Annotated in this window: 12 protein-coding genes; 3 read left to right on the top strand and 9 right to left on the bottom strand. The window is 43.0% G+C overall.

Going from position 1 to position 14008, the window contains the following annotated elements:
* Positions 1 to 2 precede the first annotated feature (2 nt).
* A complete protein-coding gene (locus tag AB3N61_RS11830; protein WP_020770254.1) occupies positions 3 to 647 on the top strand; it encodes a tetratricopeptide repeat protein in 645 nt (214 codons plus the stop codon).
* Positions 551 to 2911, top strand: coding sequence for an LIC_12586 family protein (locus AB3N61_RS11825; protein ID WP_367897667.1), 2361 nt, complete (start codon positions 551 to 553; stop codon positions 2909 to 2911). Before AB3N61_RS11830 ends, AB3N61_RS11825 begins: the two co-directional genes overlap by 97 nt.
* 138 nt (positions 2912 to 3049) lie before the next feature.
* Here AB3N61_RS11825 and lpxB read toward each other — a convergent pair whose 3' ends face one another.
* Genes lpxB through sucC form a run of 7 tightly spaced genes read right to left on the bottom strand, consistent with a single transcriptional unit; the run spans position 3050 to position 10558 of the window.
* Entirely contained in the window at positions 3050 to 4327 is a 1278-nt protein-coding gene (gene lpxB, locus AB3N61_RS11820) for a lipid-A-disaccharide synthase (RefSeq protein ID WP_367897666.1), read from the bottom strand.
* Positions 4275 to 5129: an LpxI family protein gene (locus AB3N61_RS11815; RefSeq protein WP_020770187.1), complete on the bottom strand. Its 855-nt coding sequence runs from the start codon at positions 5127 to 5129 to the stop codon at positions 4275 to 4277. The genes lpxB and AB3N61_RS11815 overlap by 53 nt, the downstream gene beginning before the upstream one ends.
* 2 nt (positions 5130 to 5131) lie before the next feature.
* On the bottom strand, positions 5132 to 5371 hold the full coding sequence (locus AB3N61_RS11810) for an FmdB family zinc ribbon protein (protein WP_367897665.1): 240 nt from the start codon (positions 5369 to 5371) through the stop codon (positions 5132 to 5134).
* Positions 5372 to 5396: 25 nt separating this feature from the next.
* Positions 5397 to 6830: a hypothetical protein gene (locus AB3N61_RS11805; RefSeq protein ID WP_367897664.1), complete on the bottom strand. Its 1434-nt coding sequence runs from the start codon at positions 6828 to 6830 to the stop codon at positions 5397 to 5399.
* A gap of 18 nt (positions 6831 to 6848) precedes the next feature.
* Positions 6849 to 8447, bottom strand: coding sequence for a TolC family protein (locus AB3N61_RS11800; protein ID WP_367897663.1), 1599 nt, complete (start codon positions 8445 to 8447; stop codon positions 6849 to 6851).
* A gap of 27 nt (positions 8448 to 8474) precedes the next feature.
* Positions 8475 to 9359, bottom strand: coding sequence for a succinate--CoA ligase subunit alpha (gene sucD / locus AB3N61_RS11795; protein ID WP_020770232.1), 885 nt, complete (start codon positions 9357 to 9359; stop codon positions 8475 to 8477).
* A 26-nt stretch (positions 9360 to 9385) separates the two neighbouring features.
* Entirely contained in the window at positions 9386 to 10558 is a 1173-nt protein-coding gene (gene sucC, locus AB3N61_RS11790) for an ADP-forming succinate--CoA ligase subunit beta (RefSeq protein WP_020770261.1), read from the bottom strand.
* A gap of 496 nt (positions 10559 to 11054) precedes the next feature.
* Between sucC and AB3N61_RS11785 the strand changes: the two genes are divergently transcribed.
* On the top strand, positions 11055 to 12542 hold the full coding sequence (locus AB3N61_RS11785; RefSeq protein WP_367897662.1) for a sulfurtransferase: 1488 nt from the start codon (positions 11055 to 11057) through the stop codon (positions 12540 to 12542).
* Between the two features lie 102 nt (positions 12543 to 12644).
* Here the strand turns inward: AB3N61_RS11785 and AB3N61_RS11780 are convergent, their stop codons facing one another.
* Complete coding sequence (locus AB3N61_RS11780; RefSeq protein WP_020770258.1) at positions 12645 to 13091, bottom strand: DoxX family protein; 447 nt, start codon at positions 13089 to 13091, stop codon at positions 12645 to 12647.
* A 256-nt stretch (positions 13092 to 13347) separates the two neighbouring features.
* The gene (ruvA, locus tag AB3N61_RS11775; RefSeq protein WP_367899092.1) at positions 13348 to 13983 is read right to left on the bottom strand and encodes a Holliday junction branch migration protein RuvA; all 636 of its coding nucleotides are present in this window, start codon (positions 13981 to 13983) and stop codon (positions 13348 to 13350) included.
* Between the last annotated feature and the right edge of the window lie 25 nt (positions 13984 to 14008).

The following is a 14008-nucleotide window of genomic DNA, read 5'->3' as shown; positions in this document are numbered from 1 at the left end:
AAATGAGTAAATATCTGACAATATTGTTTATCGGAGCTCAATTCCTCCTCTACTGTGCAAGTACACAAAAAGAAGGGGCGGTTTCCGCCAATTTAGAGACCCAGGTCCGAGCGGAAATCAAGGGAATAGACCAACAATTAAGCGATCTACACCCTGAAGATAAAAGACGTTCCGAGCTACTCCTCCAAAAATCCAAACTACTACTAAAAATCGAATCTTTCAAAGAAGCTTCTCTCGTTTTGAGAGAATTGCAAAACTCCAAAGAAGGTCGCAATCTTCAACATTTGGACCATTATTTAGGTTCTGCCTATCTCGGGATCAATGACTATGATAATGCTATCGTGCATTTCCGTAAGTCGGACAATGTGGATCGCGATTTTGAGTCGGTAACCCGCAAAAAAATGTGGGCAAAAGCCTATTTCGAAGACGAGAAATACGGCCAGGCTTTGGGTATTTTAGGTAGAGCTTCCAGAGAGAAAAATTTCGAAAAAGATCTATTCTACTATGAAACCGTAGTGGTCAGCTTCTACAGAATTAAGGAATACAAAAGATGTCAGTTGGTTCTGGAAGAGGGATTACAGAAATTTCCGGAAAGCCTAGTACTGAAGGAAACCTCGGAGAAAATCAACCAGGTTCTCCAACGGTAATTTTTTTCTCTTTTTCTCTCCCTAAAAATCCATTCTTCAAAAAGGACAGTGTGACGTTCCGGATCGCTGTCCCATCTAAATTGTATCGATTCGTATCTTCTTCTTTTTCAAAGATACAATCTATCACCGAAAAACCTTCCTTTAGAAAGATCTCCATTGCTCTTGTTGTGGTATTTCTTCTTTTAGCCGCTGCAAAAGAAACAGCAGAATGGTACTTCGTGAGAAGAGTTCTGGACCTCCGAGGAGTGAAGGAACTCACACGAGGATTCATTAACGAAGAACTGGATAGGGCGGTGACTTTGGGAGTCGTAGAATACGAATTCCCGAACCATGTATTTATAGAAGATTTGAAAATTTCCAGCGACGAAGACTTTGCTTCCCAACGGATGATCTTCAAAGCGAACAAGATTGAATTATTACTACGAGGTCTTTGGAAAGGACAACCTTCCGTAAAAGCGATCCGAGTGCGTAATGCACAACTGAGTATCGATCTGGAAGATCGGATCTCGGGAGAAATTCTTTCCTATATCCATAAGATCAATATTCCAGAGATCCGATTAGAGGATACAACAGTCACTGTTTATAAGGGTGGCAAAGTACTTCTGGAGAATGTAAAGGGGATCGATTTTACGATCAGAAAAGAAGATACTAAGATCAATGTCCAAATTTCCGACTCTTTATTTCCTATTCCGGGTTTTAGATATGTTAGCGGAAAGTTCAGTACGGATATCGGAAGTAAGAACATGAACCTCGAGATCTTGTTCAAGAATGCAAAGGCGGAATCTTCCGGAGGTTTGTATTCGGAATTCTCCCAATTCTATCCGAAAAAAGGAAAAATTTCCGGTCGGGCTGTTTTAGAATCGGACGGAACCAATCTGAAGGTCCAAGGTAATACAGAATTTTCTAATGTAAAAGGGATCGTATTACAGGAACTTCCTTTACAAAGTGAAGTTTGGGAATGGAAAGAGATAGATCTGGAACATGAATGGACTCGCTCTCAAAAAGGAGAATTCTTTACGGAAGAGCACAAGATATTGGTGGGAGAAGATAAACTCACTCTTCTGAAATCTAAAAACGCAAAAGGACTAAAATCCTGGGATTTAAGCCTTACGGTCCAAGATCTAGACGATATCCGGAATTTTCTACCTGTTTCTTCCGATCTGGAAACGCTAGGCGGAAGTCTGGATCTACATTGGAAGGGAACGGAGACCGGAAGTTACGGAGATTGGATGAAGTCCGAGGCAAAATTTTCTCTCCAAAATTTTAAATGGAAGGATCCTTATTTGGACCTGGAAATCAAAGATGCGGAGTTAGGCTGGAACCTTTCCGGGATTTTGGAAGCAAAACTGAAAGGAAAACAATTCGGTCTTCCCTGGTCTGCAAATCTGAAAGGTAAAACAGGATACAGAAAGGGAGTCAAAGGAGACGGGAGTTCCTATTTTCCTTTACAGGGAGAGTATAATCTCGAGTTAGAGACTGACTCCATCGTTCTTTCCAACTTTTTTCCTTTGTATAGTTCCGTTCGTCAATGGATCAGAGAAGATATCCATACCAGAATGGAAAAATTGATCCCTGAAATTAATTTTACCAGAACTCCTATCTATAAATATTTTTTGGAAAATCCTACGGGAAGTCTCAAACTTCTTGCTAAGGAAGTGAAATGGGATCTTGGACTTCCTAGTATGGGAAAATTGGATGTAGGTTTGAAATTTGCACCTTCTCAATCTCGTTTGGATGCAAGTATTACGGGTTCCGGAACCGCTAAGTTGAATTCTTATTTTACTTACGGAACGGATAATCCTTACTTCGGGATCGATTTTGAGACCATCAATTTAGCTTGGGGAGTTCCTAGCTTTTCTTTCTGCGGCGGTGAATTGATCCCAGAAACTTTGGACTCCGACGGTAATATTAGATTTAACGGAAATAATTTCTTAGACATTCACGATAGAATGTACATCACCATAGACAAGGTGAAACTTTCCAATACGATCTGGAAAGGTAAGGGAGAATTTCCCGTGCCTGTTCCTCCTAAGTTCGAGATGGGATTCGATTATTGGAACCCTGGGAGTCCTCCAAAGCGAAATGTGTATTGGAAAGGCGGAAACGTGAACGCTACTGCGAACTCTTATGTGGATTCCGACTTCGTAAAATATTTTGTGACAGGGAATACTTACTCACTTTCCAGTGAATCCATTTCGGCGGTTCCTATCTCCGCGTTTGCATTTAAGATCAAAGAGAATAGCGCGGGTTGCGTGAAAGAGTAAGGTCGTGCCCACCCTCATTGGGCGGGGGCCGGCGCGGTGGTACGCGCTTACCGAAAAGTTCCTTATCACAAAACTTGCATTCCTGCAAACTATTTTTGTGTCCTATACTTGTAGGAGTTCCTACAGGCCGAGATCTTCTTAGACGGTAGTTGGCTTTTCTTTCAAGAATTGAAGGATTGCCCGGCTCGCGTTCTTAGAACTATGCTCCTCTCCTAAGGATTCCTTTACGGAGCGGATCTCTTCTATCATCTGGTTCCTGTACTTTTTGTTTTTTAGGATGGCCATTGTTTCTCTCACGGTTTCTTCCGGAGTACATTCGGCCTGTATGAGTTCCTTCACGGTTTCTCGTCCGCTCAGGATATTGACGAGCCCTATAAAAGGTGTACGGATGAGAAGGGCAGAGATAAAATAACTGAGCAGGCTGACCTTGTATAGGATCACCATCGGTTTTTCAAAATATACAACTTCTAAGGTTGCCGTTCCGGAAGTTACAAGGACAATATCGGAAATTTCGATACATCTCAAGGAACGATCGAATAAATATTCGATCTTAATACCTGGATGAGCTTCTTCCGTTTCCTTAATTTTCGTTTGGATAAACTCTTCTTCTTTTACGTTGATATTCGGAATGAGAAAGCGAACATGTTTTTTCTCCGCTTCGGCTTCGGCATGAATAAGTGCCGCTGATCGGAGTAATGTATCCAACATTCTATGGATCTCACCGGATCGGGAGCCGGGCATAAGAGTGATCGTCTGTAGATGCGCTAGTTGTTTCTCGTCGACCGGGATCGGGGCCTCTTTTCGGATCTTCTCCTTAATCCTCTGGGCAATCGGATGCCCTACAAATACGGAACGAACTCCGTAATCGTCGTAGATCTTTTTCTCGAACGGAAATAATACCAACATCAGATCGATAGATTCTTTGATCTTATGGATCCTTCCGAAATTCCAGGCCCAGAGTTGGGGAGAAACATAGAAGATCACTTTGATCCCTAATTTTTTAAGTCTAGCTGCAAGCCTTAGATTGAATCCTGGATAATCGATCAGGACGGCATGTGTGCAAGAACGCGCAACTGCTTCTTCTACCAATCGATCCATAAGCGCTTTTAAAAATTTGTATTTGAATAGTACCGCGGTGAATCCGATCACGGAAAGTTCTTCCATATTTTCTATGGAGTCGAAACCTTCTTCCAACATTCTGGGGCCGCCAATCCCAAAAAACGTAAAGTCAGGATCATGTTTTTTAAGTTCTTTTAATACTTCTGCCCCGAGTAGATCGCCTGAATGTTCCCCGGCTAACATCATAAATACGGGAGAAGAGGGTACGGAAAGGTTTTCCGTCCTGATCTTGTCTCCGGCCTTTTTAGGCTTTAGGGAGCTTTTTTTGGGAAGAGTTAATTTTCGAGACGTTGCCACGGCCGATGCTCAAGATATGGATTTTCAATTTTTCTGCAAGGTTAATAAATTCGGAGGGATTTACGATTATGGTCTCTCCTTCCCGAACTGCGAGCGTATCGCAGTTATGCTCGCTCATTACTTTTAAGGTTTCTACTCCGACTGTAGGTAGATCGAATCTAGGGTCTTGGCTTGGTTTGGAACTTTTGCAAACGACTGCCTTTCTTTTTTTGGCGAAACTTCCGCCTCTTCGAATTGCTTGGTCCGTTCCTTCCACCGCTTCGACTGCCAATACGGATTTGTCTACGACGACTACCGCTTGGCCAATATCCAGGTGTGCGATCTTCTCCGCGTATTCCATTCCGAAGATTACGTCTTCAACCTGTTTTTTGTCCAATGCTCTTTTTGTATAACGTCCTTCCGGAAGTAGAAGAGACTTTAAGTAAGTTTTTTGGGAAATAATATGAATACCTTGTTTTTCGAAATCTTCCGCCACCGTTTTGAAGATGGAATAATCATGGCGATTTACCATTCTGGCGAGTAAAGCGAGCGCTTTTAGATCGAAGTTCAGGCTTTTGAATATGATCTCTTTTTTAACTTTTCCTAATAGAAGAAGTCTATCTATCTGATTTGTTTTGCATACTTTTAACACTCCGCCGATCTTCGCGATCCGGATCGGGATCACTCTATCCGGATAATTTCCCGGAGTAAAATCGGACTCGGCTATGGAAAGAAAGAACGGATCTTCCCCGGCGGCTAGAGCTTCTCTCATGCCTATCTGAGGAAGATTTCCTCCTCCCGCTAATATTCCTAAACGTCCCAAACTTAGTTGGAAGAAGAACCGGAAGAGCCGGTGGATGATTCGGAACTTTTGGAAGAAGATTTATAGTCCGTAACGTAAAACCCGGAGCCTTTGAAGATAATCCCTCCTCCGTTAGAGATCAACCTATCTACTTCTCCGGTTTTACCGCAAAGAAGACAGGTAGTTAAGGGATCGTCCTTCATGGATTGAAAATGTTCGAAAGTTTGTCCGCAAGCCTTGCATCTATAATCGTAAGTAGGCACTGATTTTCCTCGCTCGATCTAAAGATCAAAATAAAAACTTAAAACTAAACGCTGCCGCATTGGAATCGGATCTTTTTTCCGCTTGTTGCATACAGAGTTTGAATAGAACTCCCTCCGTGGAGGTAAGGTCTTCTTCCGGAGAAATTCCTTGTAATACGGTTTTTTCTCCTACTAATAAAGACGCCGATATCGCTCCGTTTGCGGAAAAAATTCCTAATTGGAATCGTTTCTTTCCGCCTGAATTCCCAAGTATATATTTGTTCCTATTGATGGAGATACTCTCTCTGTCAAGGTCGATTTGATAGGCGGACTTCCACTCGCCGGGTCTGCCTGAATACAATTTAAAAATAGGAACGGATTCTTCTCCGCTTAAACTTGCCGTTAAAAATTCCAAAGATCTAAAAGGTTCTTCTACGATCCTACAAATCTCTTTGTATTTTCCCGTTTTAGATCTGTGTAGAACGATCCCATAATCTCCGTCTAAGGCTAATTTTTCCGTAGGAATATATTCTCCATGAAATCCCGGAGGAAGTTTATCTTCCGTCCAAAATGCAAAGTCCCAGGCTTGGCTTTTTTCGGACTGGGAGAATGCTAAAAATGTTTCCTCGGCCTTTACGTTTGGATAAGGATCTTCTTCTAAAAAATGGGAGAAGATCCAGCCCGAGATCTGCAACTCAGGAATATATACTTGGACCCAATTTCCTTTTCTTCCTTGTACTGTTTCGGAACGGGGATCCTTGTCTAATGCGTAAAGTAAGACGCCTTTTTTCAAACGAGCTTTTCCGGGGTTTTCCGTTCCCGGGCCGGTCCTAAGATTCGTATTCTCTCCGGTGTTTTTAAATCTGGATCCGAGTAACGTGGAGTCTTCTCTAACGGAAAGAAAACCTAATAATTCTGAAAGATTGTTTTGGTCGGAGTCAGAAAGTTTAGTCTCTCTTCTCAAAACTTTTTTCAAAACGGAAGAATAAGAAGAAATCCCTAATGTAACCGGATTACTTCGGATCAGTTCCTTTAAGTCACGCAAGAATAGAATATCATCTTCCCATTCTCCTGCGATCTCGATCCTGGAAAGGATCGCCTTTTGTCTCCAGTATCCGCCCGGTCTGAGTTGTAGGATAAAAGGATCTTCGAATACGGGAAATTCCCCCTTGGATTCGAGGGATTTGCCAGAGCTGATGCCGTTCTCTTTTAGGAGTCTTGCCGAAATTTTCGCCCTGTCTTCCGAGTCTTTAGTGATCAGTTCCGCGTTTAATTTGAGAATTGACTGGGAAGCGTAAAAAAGATCTTCCGGAGTAGGAGAGGAGGACTTTTTTACAAGGGAGATTACCTTCTCCCATTTTTCCTTTTTATAATATTCGTAAATAGTGTCGGATGGTTTGGGCCAAAAACGAACGGTAAGCCATACGATCAGCCCGAATAATACGATCCCGAATATAGAAAGGAAAAATCCGCGTTTCAAAGAGAACTACGAAACCTTTTATTCCAAATTAGGAAGAAGTTTTTCCGCATCCAGATCGAATCTTTCCAAAAGCATGTTTTTAGCGATATAGTATCTCATGAGATCTATATTAAAATTCACTTTTGCTTGGGTAAGACTGAGCTGGTCTCTTACCAAAGTATCCAACGCGTTCTTAACTGCTACCGCATCCGCTCTTCCTTGTTGGAAGCTTCGAACCACACCGTTATAATAGTTTTGAGTTTCTTTTTCGGTGACTATCGAGTTTTTATAAATTTTATAACTAGCTTCTAAAGAATCGATCCTTCCTCTTAGATCGTCTCTCACTTCATTCTTAACTTCGTTCTCTTTTAAAGTTGCCTGACGCACTCCGATCTCGGAATCTCTTCTGCCTGCTGCCACTCCCTTATCGAATAACGGATAAGCGAAACTTACTTTTCCGTTGAAGTCTTTGTAACGTGCAGACTGCACGCCGTCTGTAGCGTCCGTAAAATTTTTATCAGGGCTAGTGATCGTTTGCGCTTGTGAAGAAGCGGAGCCTGAAAGAGTCAGACTAGGCAACTGATCACTTTTGGCGTTTTTTAACATAAGTTCGGCGATCTCTTTTTCTCTGACTGCGTTTAGATAATCCGATCTCTTTTTGTAAGCGATCTCTAAGTCTTTATTGTAATCGGGTTTCTCCGGAATTTCTTCCATGAGGTCCGTTTCTTCCGAAAGATCCAAATCGCTCTCTAATTTTAAAGTACGAGCCAATTTTCTTTTTGCCTCGTCCTTTTGAACGACTGCGGTTTCTAATTGGCTATCGGCTTGTGCAAGTAAGGCGTTCCACTGGTTGACTTCGAATCCTTCCGAAAGTCCTAAACCTTGTTTACGCACGGTAAGATTTCTAATATTGCTTACGTTTTCTTTTAATCTGCGGAATGTTTTTAAGGACTGTAATTTAACCGAATAATCCCAGAAATCCACAAGGGATCCTACGATCGCTTCAGAGATCTGCAAAGAGACTTGGCTTTTCGCCATTTCTTTTTGGTTATCCAGGATCTTCTCCTGATTCCTTCCTTTATAACCGAACGAATTCTTTAGTAAGTCCTGAGAAACCGTAGCTGTAATAAATCCCGTATAAAGAGGAGGAAGTGCGAGTCCTGCAAAACCGGAAGTGAGCGGGTTGTTCTTATCCTCGAAAGCGTTGGAGTCGAATCTTCTATTACCCGCTTCTAACTTGAAGTAGGTCCCGGTAGCACGGATGGTTTTTTCAATCCCTCCCTTGATCGTATCATCGGAAGTTTTTGTTCCGGTAAAGACGTTGTTTTGGTTCAAAGGAAGCACGGTTTGCCTGAAACTCCCGTCGGCTACTAATCTCCAAGAATATTGGGACTCGGCTTTCAGGTAGTTTGAATCGGTTTTTGCCAATTCATATCTTAGGTTTTGTAATTTGAAGTTACTATCTAAAGCCCTTTTGACGGTTTCTTCCGTAGTTAACTTCAGGACTTTTCCGGATTTATTTTCTTGGGAAAATACTCCGGAAAGACCCGAAAGGAGGATAAGGTTCGAAACCAAAAAGACGGAGATCGTCTTCCAGCTCATTGTATTGGTCCAAAAATTCCCGTTTTCTAATTTCATAACCTTTCCTCCGATTAAAGTATTAGATTAACCTAATGCTTTTTTCATTTTTTCGCCGACTTCGGCGATAGATTGGCAAACAGAAATGCCTGCATCCTGCATAGCTTTCATTTTGGAGGAAGCAGTTCCCATCCCTCCGCTGATGATCGCACCCGCATGCCCCATCCTTTTCCCAGGAGGCGCAGTTTGGCCTGCGATAAACCCTACTACAGGTTTTTTAACATTAGCTTTGATATAAGCGGCAGCTTCTTCCTCGGAAGTTCCACCGATCTCTCCGATCATTACGATACCTTTGGTTTCAGGGTCTTCGTTCAGAAGTGTTACCGCTTCTGTGTGGTTCATTCCTGGAACAGGGTCTCCACCGATACCGATCACAGTGGACTGTCCCAAACCATGTTGGCTTAACTGTGCAACCGACTCGTAAGTTAAGGTCCCGGAACGGGAAACGATACCGATTGTTCCTGCTTGGTGTATAAAACCGGGCATGATCCCCATTTTCACGTTGTACTTCGGAGAAATGATCCCTGGACAGTTCGGTCCGATCAGTCTGGTTTTCGAATTTCTTAAAGCGCTATACACTTTCAACATATCGTGAGTTGGGATTCCCTCAGTGATACAAACCACCAGAGGGATCTCGTTAAAAATTCCTTCTAAGATCGCGTCAGCAGCGAATGGAGGCGGAACGAAAATGATGGATGCGTTTGCACCTTCGTTCACCATCGCGTCTTTTAGGCTATTGAATACCGGAACCGCCTTACCGACTAAGTCGGCTTTTTGTCCCCCTTTTCCTGGAGTGACTCCGCCGACCACATTGGTTCCGTACTCGATCATCTGCTGGGCATGGAAAGAACCTTCTTTACCGGTAATACCCTGAACTACAACTCTCGTATTGTTATCTACTAATACTGCCATGTTATATTAAGTTAACCTTATGTTTTTTATTTAATGGCTTCCGCCACTTTTTTGGCCGCGGTTCGAAGATCTTCTTCCGCGATGATATTCAGACCGGATTCGTTTAGGATCCTTTTGCCTTCTTCCGCATTGGTTCCTTTCAAACGAACCACTAACGGAACGTGGATATTTACAGCTTTAGCGGCTTCGATGATCCCCAGGGCGACTCGGTCACAACGAACGATCCCTCCGAAAATATTCACGAAGATCCCTTTTACGTTCGGATCACCCAAGATCAGTTTGAATCCGTTAGTAACGGTAGTAACGTTCGCTCCACCGCCTACGTCGAGGAAGTTGGCCGGTTCTGCTCCTGCAAGTTTAACGATGTCCATAGTTGCCATTGCAAGACCTGCACCGTTCACCATACAGCCGATGTTTCCGTCTAACTTAACATAGTTGATATTGTATTCGCTAGCTTGGACTTCCAAAGGATCTTCTTCGGAAATATCTCTAAATGCTGCGTTTTCAGGATGGCGATACAATGCATTCTCGTCCAGATCGATCTTACAGTCACCTGCCACGATCTCGTTCTCTTTGGTAAGGATCAAAGGGTTGATCTCTAATAAAGATGCATCTTCTTTAATATACGCATTGTAAACGGAAGTCAAAAGTGCTTTGAAAGACTTATGGGATTCGGCTGGAAGTCCCAGGTCGAAAGCGAGTTGGGAAGCTTGGTTCGGTTGTAATCCGATGCCCGGATCGATTGCGATCTTTAGGATCTTTTCAGGATGAGTTTCCGCAACTTCTTCGATCTCCATTCCACCTTCGGTAGAAGCCATGATGATTGTTTTGCGGATCGCGCGATCTAATAAGACACTTAAATAAAATTCCTTCGCGATATTGATCCCTTGCTCCAGATAAACTTTCAGGACTTTTTTACCTTCGACTCCGGTTTGAGGAGTGATAAGTTGCATGCCAAGGATCTTGTCGATAGCTGCTAATGCGTCTTCTTTGGTTTTGGTGACTTTAACTCCGCCGCCTTTTCCTCTTCCACCCGCGTGGATTTGGGCTTTAACGACAACTACAGATGCTCCCGTTTTGGAAGAAACTTCTTCATGGGCTTTTGCACCGTCTTCTTTTTTATCAATTACTACGCCGAAAGGAACTTTGGCGTTATGGCGTCTCAGGATTTCCTTGGCCTGGTACTCGTGAATTTTCATGAATCAACCTTGTTTTTTTGGATGTGAGTTCAGTTTGGAATGCTTTTTCTAAGGATTTTACCTGGAAGAATCCTGTCCATCCCCTTTCAGCAGGAGTTCCAACAAGAGATTTTAAATGAAGAGACAAACCTAAGTCCAAAAGCCTCCGCGACTTCACGTCTCTGCGTGAGCCTATGATTTTTACTTTTGAAGATGTTTCGGGCCGGGGGTTCGGACAAAAAGATTCCTCGGAGAGGGCGGCAGCGGCGGGACTCCAGATTTGCAGCTCATCTGGGTCCTAGTCTCACATTCGGAGCAATACTGTTGCTCCTCTGCGCTGCGACTGGGGGAGTCATCTCCCTTCGAGACATATCTGTGGTAATACTTTAGAAACTCACTCAATATATTCTCCGTTATTACGCCCGTTTTTCTGTTATATTGTATATTTCGGGTGATTTTGTAATCCTTCCAAGCAAAAAGAGCTAACTCGTGGCTTGCCGCGTTAGGAGAAATATATATGAAGGTGATCTATATTGGGCTAATACTCGGCCTAGTTTCGGGGACGTTTGTCTCCTGCGATTCAGGGGGTGGCGATTCTAATTCCGCATTGGCGGTTTTGGCAGGTTTTGGAAATTCCATTCCGGTCAGTTCGGCTTCGGATTTAACGAATGAGTCTGCGGCTTCTTATGATGATAACGAATGGGGGCTCATCACTGCTTCTCGTCTGGAGTCTTGGGTAAGCGATTGGCAAAACCAAAAGCCTGCTCATATCAGCGGTAAACTTGTGATCTTACAGAGTAGTCTTGCGAATAATTTTTCGGGAGATACGAGCGGGAGATCCTACATCAAGTCTGATAATGCGAACGGAGTCTATGTGTATCATCTGGACGATTTCCAAGCTGGATTTCGTTTTAATCAACAGAGAAATACCGGACTCATTCGTAACTCAGTTCGTTACCAAGCGGATGGGGCAACTGTGGACCAATGGCTTCAGGTGTATGGGATCAATTTGAATACGGATCTGGTAGTTTTTGCGGTCGGGTCCGCGAACAATAACGGTACCGCTTATACGAACGGAAGTCAAACCCAGGATATTACGAGAGGGATTTATTGGTTGAGATATTGGGGAGCGGATATCAAACATCTTGCGATCTTAAACGGAGATATCAGGACCAATTTTACGAACGCTACTTATCTTTCCGCGACGAAGGATACGGCCCCTAATGCTAACGGGAATTTTAGCGTAAAACAATTGAAAGTGGATAATACGATCATCACTCTAACTTTAGAAGATATCATTAAGATCGTAAAAGCGAATGGGGCGGCCTCCGTTTCCGGACTTACCGGGACACAGATCATAGTAGATGCAAGACCTACCGCTCAGTTCGATCAAACTGTCGGAATCACGAATGCAGGAGCGAATCATATCACTACCGCTTGGAATGATTCCGGCGCTCCTGCTGCAGGTGTGAGTGGAACTCCTAAGAAGTATGTTTTGTTTGAGACCAGGATCAAAGGAGCGAAAACGTTTCCTTGGGCTTCTCTATTGGACACTTCTGCTACGGGATATAGATTCAAGGATAAGGCGACTCTTGCCGGTATTTTTGCAAATACTGGAACCGGTGGAGCGGGTTATACTGCAGGAGCTACGATTGTTTCCCAATGTAGAACAAATTTCGAAGCTCAGGTGAACGGTTTTGTATCTCAGAATATATTAGGATATCCTACTGTATTCTATGACGGTTCTCTGGTCGAATGGACTTCTCTTGTTGCGGAATATCCGGACTCCACAGAAGGTACTAGTTTTAACAAACTTTCTGTAACTTCTCCTTTCAGAACGGATACTAGTGATTTGAGTTATGCTCCGAGCGGGACCATCAATTATAATTCATACGCTTCCGGTGGAACTGGTAGCCCCTATGTGACTGTGGCCCAAGCTGATATCGATCCTTCTGCAACTACTACACGTAAGGCGCAATTGGAAGATAAGGCTTATAAATATTAATTTCGAAAACCTCCGTGTTCTCGGTGGGCTCCGTGCGATCTAAAAGTGTAAAAACATTTCGCACGGAGAACACTGAGTTCACAGAGGGGTTGCAATTTTATTTTAGAGTGAAGAAAGGATCGCTAGATCCAAAGAGTAAGCTCCTCCGCCTGTAATCGCTAACGCGATTGCAAGTCCGATGGCCAATATTTGGAATTCGTAACCTTCTCCTTTTTGAGCTCCGAACCAGTTGATAAAAAATCCATGTTCTCTGTGAACGAGTAGGGCTGCACCTAACATGATGATACCGATTGAAATTGCGGAGAAACGAGTGAGTAGTCCTAGGACGAGTGCCACCGAACCGAAGGATTCACCTATGATGACTAAGAATGCGATGATCCCTGGAAGTCCCGCAGTTTGTGTAAAATAACCGTAGGTTCCTTTGAATCCGTAACCGCCGAACCAACCCAATAACTTTTGGGCGCCGTGCGGGAAGATTACGATCCCGAGGGTTAATCTTAAGACCAGTGGAACGATATCGTTGCTGGTTGCTAAAAGTGTTTCTAACATTTTGAATACTTCCTTCTATTAATTTAGGAATTAATAGTTTATTATTAAAGTATATTACTTTGAATATGAAGTATTTCTTACAAGTTTTTTTCACCTGGGTCGGCCAAAAATCGGAAATTTTTTCAGGTAGGAACTCCCGTTTCCGGACTTGAGTTGAAGAATACGGCAATAGATTGCCGATTTGGCAGGTACCCAAAGAGGCAAAAGGGAGGTTCGCGCTGTTATTTGTTTCTCGGCAAGGTAGAACCGCGCTAATTTATAGATTTTTCAATATCTCTCGGATCAGTTCTCCTGTATCCGTAAAACTTTGTTTTTTTAGGATTTTCTCCACTTCCTTTAAAGCGGATTTGTCTTCAAATCCTAATTGAACGAGTGCTTGTACTGCGGTTTCCTTAAAACGATCTTCCGGAGAAGGAAGTCTTTCTTTGGAAGTTTCCGGAATAGAAGGATCCTCGGAACCTGCTTCCAAGAATAATTCCAGTTTTTTTAGATTTTGTTTTACTTCGAAAAAGATTTTTTCGGAGGTTTTGGCCCTGACTTTCGGGATTTTTTCCAGGTCCTTTGCTTCTCCTGAGGAAGCGATCTTATGCAATTCCCAAGGACTGAAGAAGGATAAAACTTTGAGAGCGGTCATTTCGCCGATCCCATGCAAGCCCTTCATCACTTTGAAAAATTCTTTATCTCTTTCTTGCAGGAATCCGAAAAGTTTTTGTCCTCTTTCGTTGATGGAATGATGTATATGCAGTCTGACTTCTTTTGCGGAAGTTTGGTATTCTTTCAGTTCCCAATAGGTTTTGAAGGAAATTATTATTTCATAAGTTACTCCGTGAACATCTAAGTACACGGTACCAACTTCTAGTTTTCGGATGGAACCTTGGAGTCCGGAGATCATTTCAGGAAGGTTAAAAAGGGATACG

This window comes from Leptospira sp. WS58.C1, assembly GCF_040833995.1.
GTDB classification, from domain to species: Bacteria; Spirochaetota; Leptospiria; order Leptospirales; family Leptospiraceae; genus Leptospira_B; species Leptospira_B cinconiae.
This window is presented reverse-complemented; position numbering and strand designations above follow the sequence as displayed.

Coding starts and splice junctions, on each gene's coding strand:
- AB3N61_RS11785 (WP_367897662.1), top strand. CDS start 11,055: ATGAAGGTGATCTATATTGGGCTAATACTCGGCCTAGTTTCGGGGACG.
- ruvA (WP_367899092.1), bottom strand. CDS start 13,983: ATGATCTCCGGACTCCAAGGTTCCATCCGAAAACTAGAAGTTGGTACC.
- AB3N61_RS11830 (WP_020770254.1), top strand. CDS start 3: ATGAGTAAATATCTGACAATATTGTTTATCGGAGCTCAATTCCTCCTC.
- sucC (WP_020770261.1), bottom strand. CDS start 10,558: ATGAAAATTCACGAGTACCAGGCCAAGGAAATCCTGAGACGCCATAAC.
- sucD (WP_020770232.1), bottom strand. CDS start 9,359: ATGGCAGTATTAGTAGATAACAATACGAGAGTTGTAGTTCAGGGTATT.
- AB3N61_RS11825 (WP_367897667.1), top strand. CDS start 551: ATGTCAGTTGGTTCTGGAAGAGGGATTACAGAAATTTCCGGAAAGCCT.
- AB3N61_RS11800 (WP_367897663.1), bottom strand. CDS start 8,447: ATGAAATTAGAAAACGGGAATTTTTGGACCAATACAATGAGCTGGAAG.
- AB3N61_RS11780 (WP_020770258.1), bottom strand. CDS start 13,091: ATGTTAGAAACACTTTTAGCAACCAGCAACGATATCGTTCCACTGGTC.